At 44.5% G+C, this 23,709-nt stretch carries 21 protein-coding genes; 5 read left to right on the top strand and 16 right to left on the bottom strand.

Annotated elements, in window-relative coordinates:
* The first annotated feature begins 131 nt into the window (after positions 1-131).
* The 4 genes from AC1DM9_RS25470 to AC1DM9_RS25455 all read left to right on the top strand — a co-directional run bounded on the left by AC1DM9_RS25470 (position 132) and on the right by AC1DM9_RS25455 (position 4,251).
* Complete coding sequence (locus AC1DM9_RS25470) at positions 132-983, top strand: helix-turn-helix domain-containing protein (RefSeq protein ID WP_477582871.1); 852 nt, start codon at positions 132-134, stop codon at positions 981-983.
* Between the two features lie 160 nt (positions 984-1,143).
* Positions 1,144-2,148: a Gfo/Idh/MocA family protein gene (locus tag AC1DM9_RS25465; RefSeq protein ID WP_430057532.1), complete on the top strand. Its 1,005-nt coding sequence runs from the start codon at positions 1,144-1,146 to the stop codon at positions 2,146-2,148.
* A gap of 41 nt (positions 2,149-2,189) precedes the next feature.
* The gene (locus AC1DM9_RS25460) at positions 2,190-3,137 is read left to right on the top strand and encodes a cupin domain-containing protein (RefSeq protein ID WP_477582869.1); all 948 of its coding nucleotides are present in this window, start codon (positions 2,190-2,192) and stop codon (positions 3,135-3,137) included.
* 34 nt (positions 3,138-3,171) lie between these two features.
* A complete protein-coding gene (locus AC1DM9_RS25455; protein WP_339207603.1) occupies positions 3,172-4,251 on the top strand; it encodes a Gfo/Idh/MocA family protein in 1,080 nt (359 codons plus the stop codon).
* A 74-nt stretch (positions 4,252-4,325) separates the two neighbouring features.
* Here AC1DM9_RS25455 and AC1DM9_RS25450 read toward each other — a convergent pair whose 3' ends face one another.
* From AC1DM9_RS25450 to pdxR, 9 genes are all read right to left on the bottom strand, one after another.
* Positions 4,326-6,173, bottom strand: a complete 1,848-nt coding sequence (locus AC1DM9_RS25450) for a glycoside hydrolase family 9 protein (RefSeq protein WP_477582867.1) — start codon at positions 6,171-6,173, stop codon at positions 4,326-4,328.
* 30 nt (positions 6,174-6,203) lie between these two features.
* A complete protein-coding gene (locus AC1DM9_RS25445; protein WP_477582865.1) occupies positions 6,204-6,920 on the bottom strand; it encodes an SDR family oxidoreductase in 717 nt (238 codons plus the stop codon).
* Positions 6,921-6,956: 36 nt separating this feature from the next.
* Positions 6,957-7,415 carry a VOC family protein gene (locus tag AC1DM9_RS25440; RefSeq protein WP_339207600.1) on the bottom strand — a complete coding sequence of 153 codons (459 nt, stop codon included), beginning with the start codon at positions 7,413-7,415 and terminating at the stop codon, positions 6,957-6,959.
* Positions 7,416-7,664: 249 nt separating this feature from the next.
* On the bottom strand, positions 7,665-8,714 hold the full coding sequence (locus tag AC1DM9_RS25435; protein WP_477582863.1) for a LacI family DNA-binding transcriptional regulator: 1,050 nt from the start codon (positions 8,712-8,714) through the stop codon (positions 7,665-7,667).
* A 169-nt stretch (positions 8,715-8,883) separates the two neighbouring features.
* A complete protein-coding gene (locus AC1DM9_RS25430) occupies positions 8,884-10,086 on the bottom strand; it encodes a GTP-binding protein (RefSeq protein WP_477582981.1) in 1,203 nt (400 codons plus the stop codon).
* Positions 10,087-10,611: 525 nt separating this feature from the next.
* Entirely contained in the window at positions 10,612-11,175 is a 564-nt protein-coding gene (locus tag AC1DM9_RS25425; protein WP_477582861.1) for a hypothetical protein, read from the bottom strand.
* A gap of 184 nt (positions 11,176-11,359) precedes the next feature.
* On the bottom strand, positions 11,360-11,767 hold the full coding sequence (locus AC1DM9_RS25420; protein WP_477549664.1) for a VOC family protein: 408 nt from the start codon (positions 11,765-11,767) through the stop codon (positions 11,360-11,362).
* A complete protein-coding gene (locus tag AC1DM9_RS25415) occupies positions 11,754-12,143 on the bottom strand; it encodes a tautomerase family protein (RefSeq protein ID WP_339207598.1) in 390 nt (129 codons plus the stop codon). Before AC1DM9_RS25415 ends, AC1DM9_RS25420 begins: the two co-directional genes overlap by 14 nt.
* A 91-nt stretch (positions 12,144-12,234) precedes the next feature.
* Positions 12,235-13,701 (bottom strand): MocR-like pyridoxine biosynthesis transcription factor PdxR, encoded by a 1,467-nt coding sequence (pdxR, locus tag AC1DM9_RS25410; RefSeq protein ID WP_477582859.1) that lies wholly within the window; start codon positions 13,699-13,701, stop codon positions 12,235-12,237.
* A 40-nt stretch (positions 13,702-13,741) separates the two neighbouring features.
* Here pdxR and AC1DM9_RS25405 point away from each other — a divergent pair, with 40 nt between their 5' ends.
* Positions 13,742-14,287, top strand: coding sequence for a pyridoxamine 5'-phosphate oxidase family protein (locus tag AC1DM9_RS25405; protein ID WP_477582857.1), 546 nt, complete (start codon positions 13,742-13,744; stop codon positions 14,285-14,287).
* Between the two features lie 29 nt (positions 14,288-14,316).
* Here the strand turns inward: AC1DM9_RS25405 and AC1DM9_RS25400 are convergent, their stop codons facing one another.
* From AC1DM9_RS25400 to AC1DM9_RS25370, 7 genes are all read right to left on the bottom strand, one after another.
* The gene (locus AC1DM9_RS25400; RefSeq protein WP_477582855.1) at positions 14,317-14,796 is read right to left on the bottom strand and encodes a GNAT family N-acetyltransferase; all 480 of its coding nucleotides are present in this window, start codon (positions 14,794-14,796) and stop codon (positions 14,317-14,319) included.
* Between the two features lie 120 nt (positions 14,797-14,916).
* Positions 14,917-16,761, bottom strand: a complete 1,845-nt coding sequence (locus AC1DM9_RS25395; RefSeq protein ID WP_477582853.1) for a glycoside hydrolase family 127 protein — start codon at positions 16,759-16,761, stop codon at positions 14,917-14,919.
* Between the two features lie 27 nt (positions 16,762-16,788).
* Positions 16,789-17,619, bottom strand: a complete 831-nt coding sequence (locus AC1DM9_RS25390) for a carbohydrate ABC transporter permease (protein WP_076267977.1) — start codon at positions 17,617-17,619, stop codon at positions 16,789-16,791.
* The gene (locus AC1DM9_RS25385; protein ID WP_076268074.1) at positions 17,616-18,554 is read right to left on the bottom strand and encodes a carbohydrate ABC transporter permease; all 939 of its coding nucleotides are present in this window, start codon (positions 18,552-18,554) and stop codon (positions 17,616-17,618) included. The genes AC1DM9_RS25390 and AC1DM9_RS25385 overlap by 4 nt, the downstream gene beginning before the upstream one ends.
* Before the next feature lie 84 nt (positions 18,555-18,638).
* Positions 18,639-20,075 carry an ABC transporter substrate-binding protein gene (locus AC1DM9_RS25380; RefSeq protein ID WP_477582851.1) on the bottom strand — a complete coding sequence of 479 codons (1,437 nt, stop codon included), beginning with the start codon at positions 20,073-20,075 and terminating at the stop codon, positions 18,639-18,641.
* A 124-nt stretch (positions 20,076-20,199) separates the two neighbouring features.
* Positions 20,200-21,972, bottom strand: a complete 1,773-nt coding sequence (locus tag AC1DM9_RS25375) for a sensor histidine kinase (protein WP_477582849.1) — start codon at positions 21,970-21,972, stop codon at positions 20,200-20,202.
* A 2-nt stretch (positions 21,973-21,974) separates the two neighbouring features.
* The gene (locus tag AC1DM9_RS25370) at positions 21,975-23,567 is read right to left on the bottom strand and encodes a response regulator transcription factor (RefSeq protein ID WP_477509414.1); all 1,593 of its coding nucleotides are present in this window, start codon (positions 23,565-23,567) and stop codon (positions 21,975-21,977) included.
* Positions 23,568-23,709: the final 142 nt, after the last annotated feature.

Genomic DNA, 23,709 nt, shown 5'->3' with positions numbered 1-23,709 from the left:
CTCATTATTCCTCCTCGATTCCAATTACCTTCATATTACTGCATGATAGTGATATAATTCTCTGCATATCCTGCTCTATTTCAATCAAACACCGCTTATTTTGCGATAAAATCAAAAGGAGTACATCCCTAATGAGCATCCAGCCCGACATCTACAGCTTTGGCTCTATATCCGACCTATACATTGAGTATACGAAGCGAACAGCACCCTACACGATGGAATACAATCACTACCACGACTATTATGAAATTTACTATATGCTGTCAGGGCAGCGGATTTATTTTATACGTGACCGTTCCTATTCAGTTGAGCAAGGCGACCTCGTCTTTATTTCGAAGCATGAGCTGCACAAAACGATGCAATCCGGCGATGCCGCTCATGAACGAATTATCATACACTTTGATGATGCCATGTTGAGTAAATTGGCAGGAGCACATGCCAGCTTCTTATTGACGCCATTTGAACAGCAATCCCATATTATTCGTATGCCTATGCAAGAGCAGCTGGCGACAGCACAATTAATGAGTAGAACGCTCTCAGAGATCAGACAGCAGCCTGCTGGCTTCGAGCTGTTTCCTGCGTTTGCCGTAACAGAGCTGCTGCTGACTGCAGCTAGACATATTCAGCAGCATGAGCCAGTGCCTCTGCACCATGCTACTCCCATGCATGCCAAAATTTCAGAGGTTATCCGCTACATTAATGCTCACTTTGGGGAGACGCTTCGGCTTGACGAGGTCGCAAAACATTTTTTCATCAGTCCTTATTATTTAAGCCGCATGTTCAAGGAGCTGACAGGTTTTACCTTCTCCGATTACATCATTCTGACGCGCATGAAAGAAGCGCAGCGTCTGCTTCGCGAGTCCGATAGGAGCATTACCGATATTGCCGCTGCGGTTGGCTTTGATAACTTCTCCCACTTCGGTAAAACCTTTAAAAAGATAACCCGCATATCCCCGCGTCAATATCGGAAGCAATATAGGTAAGAGAATTTAAGCGAAACAAATTTTTGTCGTAATTTCATACAAATTTGGTCATTAAATTACACTAAAAATAAGCATAAAACTATGTTAAATTATAGCTGTTGTCATAAATTTATATATGCAATGCAAATTCGCTAATAGATGCCCAGGGAGAGATGAACCTATGATTCGAATCGGTAAAATCAGTTATTGGCATGTACACGCATGGGATTATACGAAACAAGCTCAGGAGCACCCTGGTACGGAAATCGTTGCTGTATGGGACGAAATCGCGGAACGCGGTCAAGCAGCTGCCGAGAAGCTTGGCGTTACTTTTCATTCCGATCTTAATGAAATGTTGAGTCGCGATGATATTGACGCAGTTATTGTTGACGCTCCAACCTTCAGACACCAAGAGGTTATCGTAGCAGCGGCTAAAGCCGGCAAGCATATTTTCACAGAGAAAGTTATTGCCCCAACTCTTAAAGAAGTAAATGTTATACTAGATGAAGTAGCTAAAAATAATGTAAAATTAACTGTATCGCTGCCTCGTCTAAATGACGGCTATACACTGGCGATTCGCGATATTTTGTCACAAGGCGTACTTGGAAAAATCACACTCGTTCGTGCTCGTCTCTCACATAACGGAGCAACAGCGAACTGGCTGCCTGAACACTTCTACAACCTAGAGCAATGCGGCGGCGGTGCGTTAATCGATTTGGGCTGTCACCCTATGTATTTGACTAGACTTTTCTTGAATGAAATGCCAAAAGAGGTTTCTGCTCACTTTGGTTATGTGACTGGCAAAGAAGTAGAAGATAACGCAGTTGCAATATTGAACGCGCCATCTGGAGCAATCGGAATCGTAGAAGCCGGCTTCGTTAACAATCATTCACCATTTACGCTTGAGGTGCATGGAACTGAAGGAACGCTATTGTATGGCAATCCTGAGAGCCAGCTGCTGCTTCGCACTTCTACACCAGGAGCACAATCATCTGAGCAATGGACGGCACAAGTGATTCCGCCGAACAGAGAAAGTGCATTTGACCAATGGGTACAGCACATCGAGAACAACACGTCCGCTGACGAAAATGTAAGCCTTGCCATTGACTTAACAAAGCTGATGGAAGCTTCAAACCGTTCTGCTAATGAGCACCGTGCAATCCGCATCGATGAGCTGAGCGAGTAATACGATACACATAATTTGAACGACTCCAAGGAGTGATCGGCATGCCTAACTTCCCGTATGAGGTCATGCATGAACGCCAGGATGCGCTTGAACGCCTGGAGCTGTGCATCAGATGGGGACCCTACGACATCCATGTACTGCGCTTCCATCTGACGCAATTTCCTCCCGGCAGAATGATTGGATTTCATAAGCACGCGGAATATGAATTTCACTTCATACCGCAGGGCAAAGGAAAGGTCATTATTAGCGACCAGGAGTATGCATTAAAACCTGGCATGCTTTATTTAACCGGACCTGAGATCATGCATTATCAAGAAGCAGACCCGCTTGAAGCGATGGATGAGCTTTGTCTGCATGTCGATATCATTGATCGCACCGAGCAGAATAACGGCGAGGATGTTCATTCCTATGACGACTGGGAAGCTGCTGAAGCGCGAAATTGTATCGAGAAGCTCAAGGCGCTTCCATTGTATCCAACAATGGATCTTCATCAAGCGATGCCTCGCTTTCTTGAAGCGTATCAAGCTTGCAACGATAATTTTGTCGGCAGCTATACTACCATTAAGCAGACAGTTATCCAGATTTTAATGCGAGCGGTTCGCGCTTATGAAACAGCAAGTGAACAGAAGCATTTTCCAACGCGGGATATGAAGGCTTATCGTTATCGACTCGCCTTGGAGTATATTTACGCTAACTATGACGGCTTCATCACGCTTGAGGACGTTGCGGACAAGCTTAATTTAAGCTCTCGGCAAATTCAGCGATTATTCAAGGAGCTTCATCACGGACATACATTCAGCCGTATTCTTGAAGACATCAGGCTAGCTGTCGTATGCCGTGAGCTGCTCGAGAGTTCGCATTCGGTGGAGAAAATAGCTAAGTTATCCGGCTTTGCCGGCGGCAACTATTTACACGCTGTATTTCGCAAGAAATTCGGCGTCACTCCTTCCGAATATCGCAGGAATGCTCGTCAAACCATTTCTCAATAAAAAAATTCATTATACTACTAGGAGGCTTTATAACATGTCTAAAGTATACAAACTTGCTATTATTGGCTGTGGCGGAATTGCAAACGGTAAACATCTACCAAGCTTGAAGAAACTTAAAAACGTTGAAATCGTTGCATTTTGCGATATCGTTGAACAACGTGCGATTGACGCAGCTGCTCAATACGGCGCAGAAGACGCGAAAGTATACACGGATTACACGGAGCTGTTGAACGATTCTTCCATTGAAGTTGTTCACGTATGTACGCCAAACGATTCACATGCGAACATTGCCATTGCTGCGCTTGAAGCTGGTAAACATGTTATGACTGAAAAACCTATGGCCAAAACAGCTCACGATGCACAACGTATGGTTGACGCTGCTCGCCGTACTGGCAAGAAACTTACTGTTGGCTACAACAACCGTTTCCGTCCAGACAGCCAACACTTGAAAAAATTGTGTGAAGCTGGTGAGCTTGGTGACATCTACTACGCGAAAGCGCATGCTGTTCGTCGCCGTGCAGTTCCAACTTGGGGCGTTTTCCTTGACGAAGAAAAACAAGGCGGCGGACCGCTTATCGATATCGGTACTCACGCACTTGATTTGACGCTTTGGATGCTTGACAACTACAAGCCAAAAGTAGTGCTTGGTACTTCTTACCACAAGCTTTCGCAACGTGAGAACGCTGCTAATGCATGGGGCCCTTGGGATCCTGCGAAGTTCACGGTTGAAGATTCCGCATTTGGTATGATCGTTATGGAAAACGGCGCTACAATCGTGCTTGAATCCAGCTGGGCACTTAATACACTTGAAGTTGACGAAGCAAAATGTACGTTGTCTGGTACTGAAGGCGGCGCGGACATGAAGGATGGCCTTCGCATTAATGGCGAGAAGCATAGCCGTCTATTTGCAACAAAGGTTGATCTGAATGCAGGCGGAGTTGCTTTCTACGATGGCAAAACAGAAAGCGATGCTGATCTCGAAATGAGAATGTGGCTGAAAGCTATCGAAGAGGACACTGAGCCTGTTGTTACACCAGAGCAAGCTTTTGTCGTATCTCAAATTCTTGAAGCAATTTATGAATCATCCAAAACCGGCAAAGCCGTATATCTATAAGCTAAACAAAAGGAACTGCCTCGCTTGGTCTATACAGACCTTGCAGGCAGTTCTTTTTTTATCCCCCTATTGAATTACTCATTAACGAAAAAAGAGGCCAATAAAATGACAGGAGCATTATAATCAATCGCGTATTCATTGCTCGAATAAGAACCTCTTACATCCAAATAAGCCATGGCAGGTGCGAGACTATCCTTGACCGCATCCAAATCAGGATCTCCGCCGTAACGATTCGGACCTCCAACGACCAAGCCTGGAATCAATACTCCAGTAGCTGCATTAATGCGGTGATGAGGCTCCAGCGGGTATTGACTGCCTATTCCCGTCACATAACTAAACCCCGTTGCACTGCGGCCAAATACATGATGCAGCTGCTCAAGCGCAGTAGCTCTGAAGCTAGCTTCTTCAGGCTTCATTAGGTTTGCAATCAGAAGGATACAGCCATAAGCAGCTCCGGATTTCACCGATGCCCACGTGTATTCCTCTGCGTTCAATAGGTTGAAATAGCCGTCTGCTTCGGATCTTGCAACAAGCTCCTTCGCTCGATCAATTACTGCTGTACGAATAAGCTCCTTCCACTGCTCATCCGCTTTCTCCGCACCATAGTACGCCCATTGACCAAGCAGCTGGGCATTCGCCCAGTTGACCGCCTGTGGAGAGCTCTTCAACAAATAATCAAACCGACTAGTAAGCACGTCGCTATAGCTGCTATTTCCCGTAGTGCGAAACAGCTCAGCAAGTGCCCACATCCTCTCTTCTGCATCGGTTTGCTTGCCATATCCGCCAGAGCCGTTATCCTGCATCGGATCCTGCCGGAAAGCAGCGGCTTCGTTTGCGCTCAAGTAGCTCTGTGCTTTCTCAGCCGCAGCTAACAAACGATTAGAAAATTTCTGGTCGAAGGTTTTATATATTCGAGACGCCAGCGCTGTTGCACCCGCAAATTGAGCGGTGCCATACGTCGACAAACCATATACATAACGAGTTTGTGTATCCGTATCTGGTGTAACAAATCCAGTCCAAGCGGAGCCGCTCACTTTATGATAAACAGCACCGTCTGAACGCTGCATGCGCAGCATCCATTCCAGCTCATAACGCACCTCTTCCAAAATATCAGGAAGCGAGGAATTCGCATTCTTTAACCCTTCAGGAAGCTTAAGCTGTCCCGCAGGAAATGCTTCTGGATTGAGATCATAAGCGAGCAGCAGCTGAGCAACTGTAACAGCTGCTGGAGGTATGTATTTCCCATAATCACCCGCGTCGTACCAGCCTCCAGATACATCAATGAGATCACCTTTATGCGATACTCCATCATCAAAGAAGATCTCTGCTTGCGCATCTTGTAAATGTCCTGCTGTCTGCTTCAGCTTCGTAATCGGATCGTCGATCGTTACGCCCGAACGCTGCAATGTATAAGATCTGAGCAGCGCAGCGAGCGCATCATCATATGGAGCATCTCCAATGACAAAAGGGTAAGAACTGCCCGCCCCAGCGACTAGCAGCTTATATTCTCCAGCCGTTTGGAAGCTGGAGAAATCCGCTCTTCTTATTGTCTTTTGTGATGCTGCATCCGCAAGCGGTTCAGATAAGCTGCCCGTAAACATCGTGTTGCCATTGCTGTCTACTAACGAGAATTCCGCTCCGCTTGGCAACTCACCCTCTACGATGGCAAACTTCGCATGCGCTGTTCCATAGCCAACCTGATCCACCTTCACTTGCGTTCCTTGCTTAATTTCCGGCTGCGAGTCAGGTTCCGTTGCAATTGGCAATTCAGCATTGTTTATGGGGGCATTTCCTTGTTCCTGCTGCTTATTCAATGTATTCCCGCCTTCTGACCCTGATAACAGTCGAAATGATATCGTCACGACTAACAAAAGAGTAATGATTCCGCCTATGACATACAAAGTTCGTCTGCGTATGCGCATCAGCCACCGCCAATTTTATTTTGTTCTGCCTTACAGATTCATAGGAGCGCCGTTATGATCAATAAAAAGCGCATCTGCTTCCGTTTTCCGCTCGACGATGTTCAAGATGCCAGCTGCAGATACTGTCGCATCTCCAGGTGCTTGCTCGCCTCCCATATCTGTTCTGATCCAGCCGGGATGAAGCGCATGAACAACAAATCCTTGTGGTGCAAGCTCGTTCCGCAGCTGAGCTGAGAACATGTTCAGAGCAGACTTAGACAACGCATACGAATAGTCGCCCCCATAAGCGCCTGTAAAGCTTCCTGCTTCCGAGCTAATATTAATGATGCTTTGCCGCTCTCCTTTACGAAGCATAGGAAAAAAATGCTTGAGCACGACGATCGGCCCAAAAAGATTAGTCTGGAACGATTGCTCTACTTGCTCCAAGTCGAGCTGCTCCAGCTTCTGATCCCGTCCCAGCAATATCGCTGCACTGTTTATAACCGCATCCAGACTGCGTACTCGGTTTTCCGCTTGCTCGGAAGCGTAGCGAACCGAATTCTCATCCGCAACATCAAGCGGCAGGATCGTTACTTGATCCGGAAATTTTGTGAGCAGCTCTTGCAAGCCCTCTGCGGATGATCCCGGGCTGCGAACCCCAGCTAACACATAATGCCCTCGTTCGCACGCTTCACTAGCAATCGCTAAGCCAAGACCTCGATTGGCGCCTGTAATTAATATGTTCATACCGCTCATTCCTCTGTTCATTCATCACCTATATTGGGAAACTCGTTATCGCATTATTTACTTTTTATCGTTTTCCAGCAGCTCCAGCATGATCTTCAAATTTTTAAAAGTATCCATATAAGCGTATCGTCCGCCGGTATACTCTCCCTTTTGAACCAATGCCATTCCGTTTTTCTCCATGGATGCTACAATTTCTTTCATGCCGTCAACGACGAACGCGATGTGATGCGGGCCTTCACCATGCTTGTCGAGATGCTCTCTCCACGTACTAGGATGTTCATCCGGCTCGATAAGCTCAAGCTGCAAGGAACCCATATCAAAAAAAGCAAGCTTGGCGCGAGCCACTGACGATTCACCATTGTATTCCGTTTGTGCTTTATCCACCGTGTCTGTCCAAAACCAATTCGGCTTTTCAATTCCAAAAAAATCGGCATACGCCTGCGACGTTGTATCAATATCATGAACTAATAATCCAATTTGAGTTACTGTACGTGTTCCAATCAAGTTTTTATCCATGCCCGTTTCCCCCTGTAGGTTGATTTTATCGTTATAAGTGCTGTAAAAGCCGTGTAATCACTATTCAATATCTGGATACTCCAATTCATTGAAATTCCTTCACCTACATCCGCATTCCCCCTCTCACAAAGCTACAACATGTGAACGCGCGTTCATTTGAAAGTAAAAAATAATGTGCAGTTCAAACCTGACATTAGAAGCCATTATGCAAATCATAACGACCTCTAACTACGTAGGTCTTGGTCTTAACTATGAATCTTCCCTTGCCCTTTGACAGGAATCACGGACAACAAGCTCCGTGCTTGCCGCAACCGGCTGATAGTCGCCCGAACCATTCTCAATGCTGGAGATCAAGGTTTTCGTTAATTTGTCCATCATGTCTGCAAAATCAACCCGAATCGTCGTTAATGCCGGACTGGAATGTGCACTCAATATATGGTCATCAAAACCTATGATCGATACATCCTGCGGCACACGAATACCGGATTCCTTCAATGCTCGAATAGCTCCGAATGCAACGCTGTCGTTTGCCGCAAATATCGCTGTCGGCAGCTCCATCTTGGATTTCATAAATTCCTTAATAGCCATGTAGCCGCTTGATTCGTTAAAATCTCCCGGCAGCATCCACTGCTGCACGAGCGGCAATTGATGCCTTGCCATTGCTGCTTGAAAGCCGCGCCACTTGGATGGTCCGGAGTATCTATTCATATCTCCGTTAATCATGCCAATTCGCTCATGGCCCAAGCTGACTAAATAATCAATCGCTTGCCCTACACCCGTTTCGTTGTCAAAGTTGAACACAATACGATTGGATTCGGTCCGTCCTGGCAAATGCTGATCTACGATTGCCACCATAAATCCTTCGGCTATAAGTTCTTCAATAAGCGGTTCATGATTAGCTGCTCCAATGAACACGCCTCCATCGATTCTGCGCTGATAGAAGCTCTCCTTAATCGTACGAGCCTCATTCTGATCTTTCATATCGTGAACGATATGAGTCAGCACATAATAGCCATGCGAAGAAGCGTTTTCAATAACCCGGGCAAGCAGCAAGCTTGAAATGCTGTCGCCGGATACTCGCCCGGAATCGGCCATAAACAAACCAATCGTTCGCGTGCGTTTGCCTGCCAGCACCTGCGCGGATAGATTAGGGTAATAATTGTATTGCTGAATGACCTTCAATACCTTTTGCTTCGTCTTCTCAGGAACATTCGCATAATTGTTAATAACACGGCTGACCGTGCTTCTGGAAACACCTGCTAGCTTAGCAATTTCCGTACTATTAATTTCCTTGCTCAATCCTAGTCCCTCTTTCCGTAAACACGCGTTTATGAAAATATGGTACCAATGTTCCGAAGCGCTGTCAATTCATAATTGCAAGCTGCTTTAAAGATATTAAAATAGAAGCAGCCTCAAAGGTTTCCCTGAGGCTGCTTCTTATATAAAAACAACACTGACAGCCGAAATATCAGTATATCTGATCATTCATCGCATTCGGAAATTCATCAAGAAACACGTTCCAGTCAAGCGGCAGCTCCTCGTCTCTCAGCAAGCAGTGGTCGAGCGAATCGGTCAGCTGCTTACGATTCATCGCGATGCCGATAAGTACAAACTTATTAACACGATCACCATATTCCTCGTGCCATACGTTTGCGAGCTCTGGGTCTTCGAGCAGTAATTCTTCTCGTTCCGCATCCGGCAATGCAGCAGCCCATAAACCAGCCGGTCCAAACTGTATGGAGGGCCCTGCTTGGCTCAAGCTTTGTGCATACGCGCTACGAGTCGCAAGCCATACAATACCTTTGGCTCGAACGACTTCCTCTGGCCAGCGCTCCATCCAAGCTTTAAGACGCTGCGGATGAAATGGCTTCGCACGTTCGTATACGAAGGAGGATATACCGTACTCTTCCGTTTCAGGTGTATGTGATGGAGCTTCCAATTCCTTAATCCACCCTGCTGAACGACTAGCTTCGTCAAAATTAAACAACGACGTATTTAAAATTTCTTTCGGATTAACTTCGCCTTTGGAAGTACGAATAAACTTGGCGCGTGGCTGCATGGTCCGGAGAACCCCTTCTAGTTCCGCCAATTCCTCATCATCAACAAGATCACATTTGTTCAAAATAAGCACATCGCAAAACTCGATCTGATCAATCAACAAATCAACTACCTCGCGTGTATCGTCTTCGCCAACGGCTTGACTGCGATCAAGCAATGTTTCACCTGATGCGTAATCATGCCAGAAGCGATAAGCATCAACGACCGTTACCATACAATCCAGCCTGCAATATTGTGTTAAATCAATCCCTTGCTCTTCATCGATATAGGAGAAGGTCTGAGCTACGGGAACAGGCTCACCAACACCAGTTGATTCAATCAGAATATAATCAAAGCGATTTTCTTTCGCCAAGCTCTCTACTTCCTTAAGCAAATCTTCCCTAAGCGTGCAGCAAATACAGCCATTGGACATTTCGACAAGCTTTTCTTCTGTCCGTGACAAGCCGCCCCCATCTTTAATAAGACTAGCGTCTATATTCAATTCACTCAAATCATTTACGATAACAGCGACTTTCAAGCCATCGCGATTATGTAGGATATGATTCATAATCGTCGTCTTGCCAGCGCCCAAATATCCGCTCAATACAGTTACAGGCAGTTTTTTAACAGTCATCATTGGCACCTCCAATTAATTTAAGCTTTCGATTAAACGTAATAATTACGATTATATAACAAATAAAAAAGTACATTTAATTAATAGTAATCATTACGCTTAATGAGTATAACGATATCTCGCTCACTCGTCAAGATCGTATTCATTACAATTAAACAACTATGCTTTTTGTCCCATTTATCTTTTTTCCATGAAAACCAAACTTAATTGAGCATTGATTAATTTTGTTCGGAATACTTCATAACCTGTTTTTTATAAAGTTGAATGTATTATTTCCCCCATCCGAATACCATCTATATCCGTATTATCATTTAACACGACTAGTTTATTGCTGTTCGGCTCCAATAGCTTGAAAATTTGCATCTTTTCCTTCTTTTTATGATTATAGTTCCACACGTACATTCTCCATAAAGATTTGTTTGTAATTCCCTTTTTCAAATCCAAACTTCTGTACAATAAATCTTTTTTTGCACGAATGCACACAAGAGAGTCCCCTACTTTATTCAAGTTCATTCTCTCTATTCTTCAGTCATATCCGCCTTCTGCTTCTGGAAGTTTCTGATAGGCTTCCTTCCCTGCAACGATTTGATGAATGAACTGTCGCAGTTCCAGCAACTGCTTCGCATCCTTTGTTAACTCGCAATATTTCTCGGTCCAAGTAAATGTCTTGGATTCCCCGTTTATACTAACTTCCCAGCTGTCTTCCCTGTAAGGTGTCCGTTCACACCCTATAGCAGCAGGCTTTAAGTTTTTTGTTCCCATTATATTTATTTCTCTCATTTTCTCATAAATGCTGCGCATCTCTTCTGTCGTAAACGCAATTTTTGCAGATGCCGTCCCGTTCATCACTAAATCCTTTGTAGCCGTATCTAGGAAAGTATTAATTTCGTTTTTGTTCACTTCGCTGTATCCGTAACGTACCATGAAATCAAAATCACTTGGCATTTCTTTCGGCATATTGTTTGATTCTATAACGATATCATTTGTTGGTTGATGCTGATCAACCGTGTTTACCTCTGCACTCGTCCCCTTGCTGCAACCACTTGCGATAACTGCAAATAGGAGTAAAACTGAGCATAAACGTTTCATTTTAATGCCCCCCAATTGAATTTATGCAATGTTAAAGACGTAATTGGGAGATATTAGTTGCATCTATCCCTCTCGTTCCTTTGTGAAATTATTCATATCCTCGCACCTCGCTAAGTGTATGATCATTATACAAAAAAAGCCGATGACCCCTTTGCTTTGGATTCATCGACCTATTATCATTTGTCTATTCAAACAGTCGTTTGCCGATCTCCCAATGATAGCCAAACGGATCCGCTACACGACCAATACGCCAGCCATGTTCTTCATTTATAGGTGCAATTTCTGTTGCTCCCGCAGCGATAGCCAATTCGAATAAGGCATCGGGGTCGTTGACCGTGATAACCATCCGGAAGAAGCCACGACCTACCATTGCGGGTATAGAGGCAGCCTCTTCTTGAATCCAAAAATTCGCTCCTCTAACGGAAAGCTCAGCAATAGCTATATTCCCGTCTCCGTCCTCTAACCGATAAAGCTCGACTGCACTAAATGCCGCTTTATAAAACTTTATTGCCTCGGCCGCATTGTTGACCGACAGCCACGGTGCAATACTAGCCTCAGAAGAATCTAATCTGCGCGCGCTACACATTAACATTATAGGAGAGCTGCAGTTCATCCCCTGGCAGGCCGCGAATGCCCCAGTTATATTTTGGAGTTTCAAAAATTGTTATTTCGATATCTTCAGGAGAAATATGCAATTGTGCTTGAATGTGATCAAAGAGCGAACGAATAAGCTGTTTTTTGGAATCGATGGAACGACCTTCAAATACGCTTATTTCGATAATCGTATACGCCTCGGTTCGTCCAGGAGCGTAATAAAAATCTTCTTTCTCCATTGCGAAAAAACGATGAAACTTCTTATCAAGCGGCATTTTAAATACATCCACTACACAGGAATGAATAACTTCTGATAATTGCTGTTTTATCGGATTTAATTGATCCTTAAGTCCAAAAACTTTCACCTGAGCCATTCTACTAATCTCACCTTTCTAATTCTAATGGTTGTTAGTGTAATCTTGTATTTTTAGTAAAATTATAACACATGCAATTAGAATAAATCTCCTATGCTGAGCCAAACCAAGCATGGCTTAGCAGGCGAATGCCTTCTTCAATATCATCCTCACTCATTCCGCCAAATCCGAGCCATACAAATGATGCCGGACAGCGCTCACTATCCATCCAATGTACATTCGGAGAATACACTTTTACCCCATTTTCTGCTGCCCGTTCGATCAGCTGGCCGCTTTCTCTATCCTTAACATCAAGCAGCAAATGCAGTCCTGATTTGCTCCCAATGATACTTACACGATCACCCATATACAGTGATATCGCAGTAACTAAAGCTTTATGCTTCGCTTGATACAGTCTTCTCATTTTGCGTATATGCCCAGCAAAATGTCCGCGATTCATAAACAAAAACACGGCCTGCTGAATGATAGGTGATGCAGGCTGACTGTAAACGGAAAATATCTCATCCCGCTTTTCTAGCATGTTTGTTGGCAAGACGATATAGCTTAATCGGGCCGCAGGCAAAAACGATTTCGAAAATGTCCCCAAATAAACGACACGTTCTCCTGAGTCCAATGCTTTAAGAGAGGGAATCGGCTGGCCAACATATCGGAACTCACTATCGTAATCATCCTCGATAATGACAGCGTCGTTTTGGTTTGCCCACTGGAGCAGCTTCATTCGTTTCTGTACTGACATCACCATGCCTAATGGAAATTGATGTGATGGTGTCACATACACTGCGTTGACATTGCTTGTTTGCAGCTCTTCTATGTTCAAGCCATCAGAATCGACCGAAATGGGCGTAATTTCGCAGCCATGATTTTTAAAAATCGTTCGAACGCCATTATAGCCGGGTTCTTCCATAGCTATGTTTTGCCCCCCTAGAGACAAAAACTGCAATAACATGCTTACGGCATGTTGTGTTCCTGAACAAATGATAATTTGATTGGAGCTGCACGATACTCCGCGAGATTGAAATACGTATTTTGCAATTTCTTCCCTAAGCTCCTCTTCTCCTTGTGGATGTCCATAACCCAATATTCGATAAGGGTCACCATTTAAACCATCCGACAAACATTTTTTCCATATCTTCATCGGGAAACGATGCCATTCAATATCACCATAGTTAAAATCATACCGATACCTTTTCCAATTAATATCCTTAGTGGAGCCCACTTGAACTGAATCTCGATTGGTATTCACATCCTCTAGCGGCAGCACTCTTATCCCATTACGACTTTTACTATCCACATACCCTTCTGCAAGCAGCTGCTGATAAGCAGCTTCTACAGTGTTTTTGCTAATCTTCAAATAGTGCGCCAACTCACGAATCGATGGAAGCTTAGTACCTTCAGCCATTGATCCAGATTCAATTTGATCCTTAATATACGTATACAGCTGCGAGTATAAAGGATGTTTTCCCTGCTTATCGAGTAAAGGAGTAATCTCAATCATATGCAGCACCTGACCCCATGAAATATTCGGAATCTGCCCCTTTTCACAGGGACAATTGTTCATTACTATTACATTATCATAAAGACAAAGGGTGTGCCTAAATATGTTTCCTGTAAGATTACAGAAAAGAGAGTGTACTGATCAGGGCAAGATTCAATCCTTTTTGTTAAACGCAAAAACAGGATTCCTTGGCCTATCTGCCGCTGGAATCCCTTACGTTGTTCCGTTAAATTTCACTTGGCTGAACGACACGGTTTATTTTCATGGTGCTGCTGAAGGGCGGAAAATCTCCTATATCGAGCAAAATCCTGAAGCTTGTTTTACCGTGAGCGAAGAATATGGAACATTAACTGACCCCGTACCTGCTCATACCGACACCTCTTATATGAGCGTTATGGTTTCTGGGAAAATACAGTTTGTTAATGAAATAGACGAGGCTGCAAAAGCTATGCAAAGCATGCTGGACAAATATGTGCCTGGCTACTATAAACAACCGTTGTCCAAATCGCATTTGGAAAAATATGAATCATCCTTGGGGAGTAAAACTAAAGTATTTAAATTAATAGCTGCTTCCATCTCTGCAAAAGAAAACGAGAAGGTAGAGAGCGCTATGTTTTATCCAGGTAAAACGGTACACAACGATTTGTAATAACGGTTAGACAAATAAAGAAATCATCATTACCGATGAGCAATCGTCAATTGGAACTTTTGCCTTGAACCGCCTTCGGGACCGTTTGGAATCGATTTCTCCAAGGGAATGAAACCAAATTTCTCATAAAGGCGCCTTGCAGGCATCCCGTCTGGAATATCATCGCCAAATGTTGTGACTGCTATTTCTGAAGGAACATCTACAAGCGTTAGAACATGATTCAGCAATGCCGATGCCACGCCTTTATTTCTTGCTTTAGCGGAGACAGACAACCAGCCGATTTTGTAGCTTGGGGCGTTAGATGTAGAAAGCAATAGTCCCCCTAACAGGCTGCACCCTGGCGAACCATCATATTCCCGCACGCAGAACGCGCGATTTTGATGTATATTTCTCTCTAGTGCCAGAACAAAGTTTGGATCATCTACCATTGGGCCAAAGAGGTACTCCACCTCAGTAGCCAGCTCTAACCATCCATTTAGATCTTCTAATGTTGCGTTTACGACATTCATTTATTAGGTCTCCCTTTAACTGCTTCCTGAACAAAAAACCGAAAGATAGACACTTTATAAAAAAGCGTCTTGTCTCTCGGATTTTTGCTTATCTATCTATTTCATTTTAAAGCATTCTGCTTAATAACGATATAAGTGACGATCTTCTTTTTCACGAATCCATACCTGCATGAAGCCCGCATCTCGGTTATCCCATGCATAATAAGGAATAAATAAACAAGCGCTGCCTTCAGCCACTTTTCCTTTCAGAACAGTCACGCCGCCAAGCCATTCTTCTCGGTGCTCAATGAATAGCGGGTCATGTGCTGCAAGAGAAAATTCATCGTAGGATAACTCCATATTATCAGTCTGCTCCATGCAGTACACCACAGGTCCGCGCTGCAGAGCAATTCTTCCAATGTTAGCCTCCACCTCCGGCCGCGACCGAATAACTTCAACTGGCATATCCAGCTCTAATACAATGGAGTCTCCCGGTGTCCAGCAGCGATTCAATACGAGATAACCATTTTCGATCTTTCCTTCCGATGGCTGCGGCTGCTCCCCTAGAAGCGATAGCTTATATCCTCTGCACCAGCCAGGAACACGAAGCCGGATCTCGAACGTTTCCGCTTGATCCAAGCTTACCGCTACTTCGATTTTTCCATCCCAAGGGTACGCGGTTGTCTGCTTAAGTTTGACGGTTGTCCCACTTTTTATTTCCAAAGCAGTTTCCCCGTTCATGTATTGATTGACGACTACTCCAGCATCCGTAGCAGCATAAGCATATTGTCCAATGGATGGTAAAAATCTAACTAGGTTAGTCGGGCAGCAAGAAGTGCCAAACCAATCCACGCGGTGATGCTCGCCCTTTGATGCAAGCGGATTGACGTAGAAAAATTTGTCGCCAGACAACGAGATTCCGGCTAAAGCGCCATTGTACATTTCCCGCTCTACAACATCGGCATATTTGGCATCGCCAAACAACAAGTTCATCCGGTGATTCCAAAAAACCATAGCGATCGCCGCACAGGTCTCGCAATAAGCCGAATCATTCGGCAAATCGTAATCATGTGTAAAGCCTTCATTATGCTGAGACGGCCCGATGCCGCCTGTCACATACATATTCCTTTCAACCGTATGCGACCATACGCGGTGCAGCGCATCAATATACGTCGGATCACCGGAAGCATGCACGACATCAGCCATCGCGGTGTACAAATACATCGCTCGTACAGCATGTCCTGTTACCTTCTCGATATCTCGAACAGGTACATCATCCTGGCAGTACGCAGGGCCCCATTCCACTTTGTCCCAAATGGCACCTTTACCATGACCATGGCCACGTTCTTCCAGCAGCCAAAGCGCCAGCTTCCAATAACGATCCTCGCTGGTCGTGCGGTAAAGCTTCACAAGCGCAAGCTCAATTTCCTCATGCCCTTCCACCCAGTGCCGCTTGCCAGGGCCAAATACGCGATCATAATGATCAGCCATTTTGCATGCAACATCCAGCAGCTTCCGCTTGCCTGTCGCTTCGAAATAAGCAACCGCTGCTTCAATCAGATGGCCGCCATTATACATCTCGTGTTTTTCCATATCCGACCATTTGAGATCAGGCGCTTCAAGCGTGTAATAAGTACTTAAATATCCATCCGCTTCCTGCGCCGCAGCTATGAGATCAATAATGCGATCGATCTCTGCTTCCAGTACTGGATCACGATCCGTCATAAGTGCATAAGCGGCACCTTCAAGCACCTTATACACATCGGAGTCGTTATAATACATCCCTTCAAATTTGCCTTCCAGCAGTCCGCCTGCTATTGCAAAATTGTCAATTCGGCCTGTCTCCTCGCATTTGACTAAACATGCCTTCATCGTAATATTTTTGATAACTTCCAGCCGCGGCCTCCAGAAAGCATCATCGATCTCAACTTTCGTAAAGGGCACGTTTTGCCAGCCTTTTATCGCCTTCGTTTCCGTTAATGTCATGTCTAACCATCCTTTCATCGCTAATTGTTATCCTTTCAATCCCGTTAACGTAATGCCTTCCAGAAAATAACGCTGGCCGATTAAAAATACGAGCACGCAGGGCATAACGACAGTTGCTGAAGCCGCCATGAGCAAATCCCATTGCGCTGTATAGCTGCCTTGAAACATTTGCAAGCCAAGTGCTAGCGTAAAGCGGCTGTCACTCTTCAAATAGATAAGCGGCCCCATGAAGTCATTCCATGAACCTAAGAAGGTAAATAGCGCAACGACGATAACAGCCGAACGGCTAAGCGGCATAAGAATACGCCAGTAAATTTGAAAATAATTAGCCCCGTCCACAAAAGCAGCCTCGTCAAAGTCACGCGGAATCGTCATGTAGAATTGGCGCAGCAGGAAGATATTAAAGATACCTCCACCAAAGAACGCCGGTACGATAAGGGGATAGAACGTATCATAGAAGCCCAGTGTTTTCCATCCAAGAAAGCTCGGAATTAACGTAACCGCAGCAGGCAGCATCATGCTGGTCATGAGGATTGCAAAAATGGTGTCTCTGCCTTTCCACTGAATACGAGAGAAACCAAAGGCTGCGATCGTACTCGTCAGCACAGTTCCGATAATAACGCTGAACACAATAATAAGTGTATTTTTGAAAAATTGTCCGAAAGGCAGCACGGTAAGTGCTCTCTCGTAGTTATCCCATTTAAAAGGATTTGGAATCCATTCCGGCGGCATAACGAAAATTTGCGACAAATCCATCACTGAGCTTCGAATCAGCCAAACGAACGGAATGATAAACATAACTGAAATAATAATAAGGGCCGCATAACCTGCTGTCAGCTTGAGTTTGGACTCTCTCATGATTTTTCCCCCTCGTAGTAAACCCAAGATTTCGAGGTTTTGAATACGATAAACGTAAAGAACAAAATAATGATAAATAGAATCCATGCCAGGGCAGATGCATAACCCATCTCTGTATCACGGAATGCTGTACTCCACAAATAAAACACGAAAAATAAACTTTTATTATTAGGCCCGCCCTGTGTCAAAATGTAGGCTTCGCTAAACACCTGGAAAGAACCGATAATCGTCATGATTGTATTAAAGAAGATTGTTGGCGTTACCATCGGGATCGTAATATGGCGCAGCTTATGCATCCATCCTCCGCCATCGACATCAATGGCTTCATAGTACTGCTTCGGAATACCCGAAAGCCCCGCTAGAAAAATAATGACCGTGCCGCCTATTCCCCAAAGCGTCGTTAAGACAACAGATGGAATAACACTGCTCTCGCCAAACAACCAGTTGCTTGTCGGCAAATGAAGCCATGCGAGCACGGTATTGACTAAACCAAGGTCTGGATTAAGCAGCCACAGCCATATCATGGACGATGCAACCGCTGGAACGATACTTGGCAAATAAATAATGGTGCGGAACAACGATCTACCCTTTACATTCATATTAAGGAGCAGCGCCAGCAGAAAAGAGATGATGATGACGGCAGGTACCCGCAGAATAACAAAATAGAAGGTAACGCCTAGTGATTTATAAAATAAATCATCTTCACCTGAGAACAGCTTGGCGTAATTATCGAAACCAATAAATGAGGTTGTATCTTTGAACACGCTATAATCGGTTAAACTGAGCACCAAGCTAGCAATCATAGGACCAAGCGTAAATATGATGAAGCCTAGAATGGCAGGAGCTGTAAACAATAACCCGTAGAATAACGCCTTACGCTCTCTAATGCGACTTTTTTTACTGACTGCTGGAATGGTTTGCGCAGGAATATCCATGCCCATACTTGCCTCCTATCCTAAGAAGACGGCGGCCTTCAGGAAGAACGCCGTCAATCTGACTATAGTTCTTTCTTTAATTGGTTATTGTACGTCACGACGTCCTTGAACCTGTGCTTGCGCTTTCGCAGCGATAGAATCCATTGCCTCTTGAGCGGTTTGCTGGCCTAACCAAACTTTATCGAGTGCTGGATTAACGATATCCATAATTTTATTAAAGTTTTTCACATAAGCGGTTGGTGTTGCATGGCTGTTGCTCAATACCATCTCAACGACCGCATCCTTGTAGCCCGATGGGCGAGAAGGCAGGTTTTCAGTCCATCTGGTTAGGTAAGATTCATCCGTGTACCACTCTTTATGAGATGGCATCCAAGTGCCGGCAGTTAGCAGCTCGATTGAAGCTTCTGGATCAATCAGCGCCTTCAAGAGCTCCCATGCTTCCACCGGATGTTTCGTTGATTTAAACATCGAGAACATGCCAGAAACGACAGTCGTCATCGGCTGTTTCATCACGGGAAGCACGCCAACGTTAAAATTGAATTTGGATTGTGCCAAGCTTGTGCTTGCCCATTGACCATCAAATGCCATCGCTACTTTTTTGGTTTGCAGCGCAACGTTGGTGCCTGGTATATTTTTCGCTTGAACAGGTGACGGCGCTACATGATGAACATTAATAAGATCGGAAATCTTCTGAATAGCTTCAACAGCTTCAGGCTGGTTCAGAGCAAAGGTTTTGCCGTCCTCAGACAAGAAGTCTCCGCCATTTGAATAGATGAAGTTGCTGTATGCGCCCCACCAAGTTGGTACGTTGACTCCGAATTGTTTAATATTTTTAGGATCAAAGCCTTCTTCTGTCGCATTCTTGCCTTTGTTGTCAATCGTAAGTTTCTTAGAAACCTCTACGAACTGATCCCAAGTCCACGCTTCAGAAGCTTTGGCTGGCGGAGGTGTTAAGCCTGCATCCTTAAATACATCTTCGTTATAAAATAAAGCAAAAGATTCTGGGCCAGGCGCAATACCGACTACATTGCCAGGCTCCGAGGAATACATAATGTTAGGAACGAGCCTATCCACAGTCAACTCCGTATCCTTATCAAGGAAATCCTGAAGGTTGACGAACTTGCCTTCTTCCGCTAAAGGAAAAGCGATCGTGCTGGACTCCATCATGGCAATGTCCGGTTCATCGTTGCCAGCTACCATGGTCGTTAATTTCGTATCGTAATCCGCTGAAATGGCTTGGAAATCAACCTTAATATTGGTATGCTTAGCCTCAAAACTAGCGACTGCTTTCTTAAATGCTGCGATCTCATCAGGTGCGCCCCAAGCTGTAAGACGCAGTTTGATCGGATCTTTGGATACATTTTCACCGCTGCCCGTATTTTCGGTGTTGCTTGAGCCATTCGTTGCCCCAGCCTGAGAATTTTTGTTATCCGAATCAGACTTCGTGCAAGCCGATAATACGCTGATTGCCATAAGCAGCACAACTAAGAGAACGGAAACCGATTTCCATTGTCTTCTCATATTCGTAACGAGCCCCTTTCATTTATCCATCTCATTGGCTCATAGCTGCAGTCTATGATGGTTTTATTGTAATCGATAGATAACGCTTTCAAAACCCGAGTATTATTGGAATGGTGGACTATTATTAGGTATCGAGCGGCAGTCTTATCAGAATGCTGGCACCTGATCCTGGCACGGACCGAATCTCGATGCCGTATTCATCACCGTATGCCATCTGTAAACGGGAGATCGTATTTTTAATGCCGACCGACGAAGATTGTTTGTACAAAATCACCTTGATCATCTCTTCGCTTATTCCTCGTCCATTATCCTTAATCTCAAAAAAACGTTTTCCTTCCTCTACCCAGCCGCGAATGAGGATAACGCCTCCCTCTTCCATCTGATTAAACCCGTGCAAAATAGCATTCTCAACAAACGGCTGAAACAGCAGCCTAGGCAGCTTATGATCATAAAGGATCGGATCAATTTCATAGTTAACGGTAAACTTGCCTTCGAACCGTGCAGACATAATATAAAAGTAGTTTTTCATCCATTCGATTTCCTCTGACAGATGAACGGCGCCCCATTCCTTCCGAGAAGTATAATGCAGCATATTGGACAAACAGACGAGCATCTTGCTTAGCTCCTTCTGATTATTTTCAATCGCTGTCCAATTCATAATATTGAGCGTGTTATACAGAAAATGAGGATTCATCTGCATATTGAGCGCGTGAATTTCTGCTTCCTTTTCCTTTAGCTTAATCTCATAGTTTTCTTTGACGAGCAGGTGAATCCGATCATTCATCCGGTTAAATCGCTGCATTAAGATGCCGAATTCGTCATTCGTGCTGACTTCCACGCGGGTTTGAAAATCGCCTTCGCCAACGGATCTCATCGCTCCGAGCAGCTTCTTAATCGGACCTGTGATGCGGCTTAATATAAAATAGGCAAATAAAAATGCGATTCCGCTCAATATAGCAGCTAACACAATCGTTGAGGTTCGAATAACAGGCACAAGGTTGCTTACCAATGCAGACTCCGGCGTTATTACGATCGACAACCATCCGGTTACGGTTGAGCGGTCAAAGCATATGATCATATTCTCGCCGTTCAGCTTCATTCGCTGAGTACCGCTTCCCGTCATGCGGAATGAATCCACCCAATTCTCGTTGAAGCTTTTTGTCACTTGTGACACATCACTGCCGGCAACTACCATGTCGTTCGAATCTAATACCATATAGCGGGAACCGACTGGTATGCTCTTCTCAAACAAGGCATCCAGTACAGTCGATTTGAAGCTTATCGTAAGCACTGGACGCTCCACATTCGGATTCAGCTTAATTAATGTACTGTCTTCCATATGTGAGAAATTGAGCAAACGTGTGGCTGAATATAAATAGCGATAATCGATCATGCTCTTGGAAAGATAAGACTGATCAAACATCTCCGTAAAATCATAGGTAGGATACCAAATCATTTTTCCACCCGCATGCACAGCTTGCTTGTAAATATTTGAAAGTGTAGGATCTCCTTGCGGCATGTTTTGCGAATTGCCGAAGGTGAAGTAAGAAGTCCAAAGCTGATAGGCGTAAACATCGTCGTTTTGTGAAAAATATTTGCTGAGAATAGTAGATACGCGTCGATCAGCTGCCAGTAGCTCCTCAGCCTTTGCTGGATTCAGCTGACTGAAAATTTGAAATAGATCCTTGTCTACGAACAAGGCCAAACTGCTCTGATCGACAACTTTGAGCTTCGTATCGATGACTTCATTATTTTTTTTGACGATCTCATAAACATTTTTTTGTGCTTGCTCTGTCACAACCTTGAGGCTTGTACGATAAAATAAAGTGCTTAACACAAGGAACGGCAAAGCAATTAGAATGATATAGCTGATGAACAACCGTGATCGAAATGTCATATTCATATCTCGTCTCTATTCGTTGTAAGGGATTTATGCTTATAAGCTTCCGGCGATAGACCATTCTGCTTCTTGAACACTCGGCAAAAATACTTCGTATCGCGATAGCCGCATTGCGCAGCTATATCATAAATTTTCAAATGGCCATCTCTGAGCAATTGTTTTGCCCGTCGCATCCGAGCCTCGGTAATATGGTCAGAAAAAGACTTTCCGGTACAGCTTTTAATCAATGTGCTGAAATAAGACGGATTAAAGGCAAACTGTTCAGCTGCCATCTCTAGTGTCAAATCCTCCATATAATTCTCTTGTATCCAGCTCAAGCACTGTTCCATAATAATCTCGTTTTTCCCTTGCTTCATGTTCCGTAACGCTTGGTGCAGATCATGAATTTGAGACTCCAAGAGCGTCAGCAGCTCACCATAACTATCGCATGCAGGTATTTCCGTTACGACCGTATTCGTGAGTACGCTTCCAAAGTTTCTTTCGACAACATCTCTTGTTCGGCTTTTAAGCTTCATAAGTGTGAGTGAGGCACACTCTTTAATAAGCTGCGGTTCCGTGTGGCCCTCGCCTGCCAGTTCTTGAAAGGCAGATCGGCACAGCAGGATGGCAGCCATTGGATCATTATCCTGCAACGCTTCAAAAAGCCGCTCCCCATCTAAGTGAAAGGACTTGCTGGAGTGGTTCAGCTCATCATGAAATAGGACCCCCTGCCAGCAATCATGGAAATTATAATCACAGGCAGTTTGAGCCGTTCGGTAAGAATGCGGCAGCTGCTCTACTAATGATAAACAGCTCGTCCCCATGCCATGAACAAGCCGGCCATACGGCAGCCACTCCTTGTTTAGTTCGCTAAATGCCAATCGAATCTCATCGCGTCTAAGGAATGGGCTCGGCGTACGCACAATAGTAATTGCTTGGAATGCATCTTCACGAAGCGTATTGATGGAGAAGGTACTGGCTTGACCGTAGCAGGACCCCAAATGCTCCAGCTGTTGCAGCAACGCAGGCGTATAGATGCTCTTATCCTCCTCAAGCCGAATGGTGAGTTCAGAAAAGATAACTGTACCGCTTCCTTGCACAATATCGAGTGCTTCAAGCTCCACTTGCTCCGCTGCTGATAGATTGCCGCTTAACCATGACAAAAGCAGATTGCTCTGGTAGGCAGAGGAGGTTAGCTTAAGCCGATGCTGCAGTTTTTCGGAAGCTTCACTCTGCATGGACTCCGCCGCTAGTTGTGCATCAAGCCGCCCCAAAATATCCTCCACTTTATCTATATCAATCGGCTTCAACAAGTAGTCATAAGCGCCATGGCGCAGAGCAGTTTGCGCATATTCAAATAAATTATAAGCCGATACCATAACTACCTTCGGTCGATGTTCCTTATCCTCAAGCCATTTCAATAAAGTCAATCCATCCATATTAGGCATCTGGATATCCGTCAGTACAATTTGCGGTTGATCCTGTTGAATGATAGCGATAGCAGCTGCCCCATCCTTCGCTACTAATATTTCAGCTTTTGGCCGCATCGCACTAACTAATTTAGCCATTCCTCTGAGATGCCTTGGCTCATCGTCTACAATTAGTATTTTCAATCCGCTCACGCTCCATCTTCATGCGGTCGCTTTCACTCATTTACTGTTGAATTTCCGCATTAGTTGTTAATTTAATAGCGAGTATAACACTAAATATCTGGTCTGTTGCAAAAAAATATTACATGATCCTATATATGTAATG

Source organism: Paenibacillus sp. 01T431 (genome assembly GCF_056398625.1).
The sequence above is the reverse complement of the archived record's forward strand: the minus strand, read 5'-3'. Positions and strand labels throughout refer to the sequence as shown.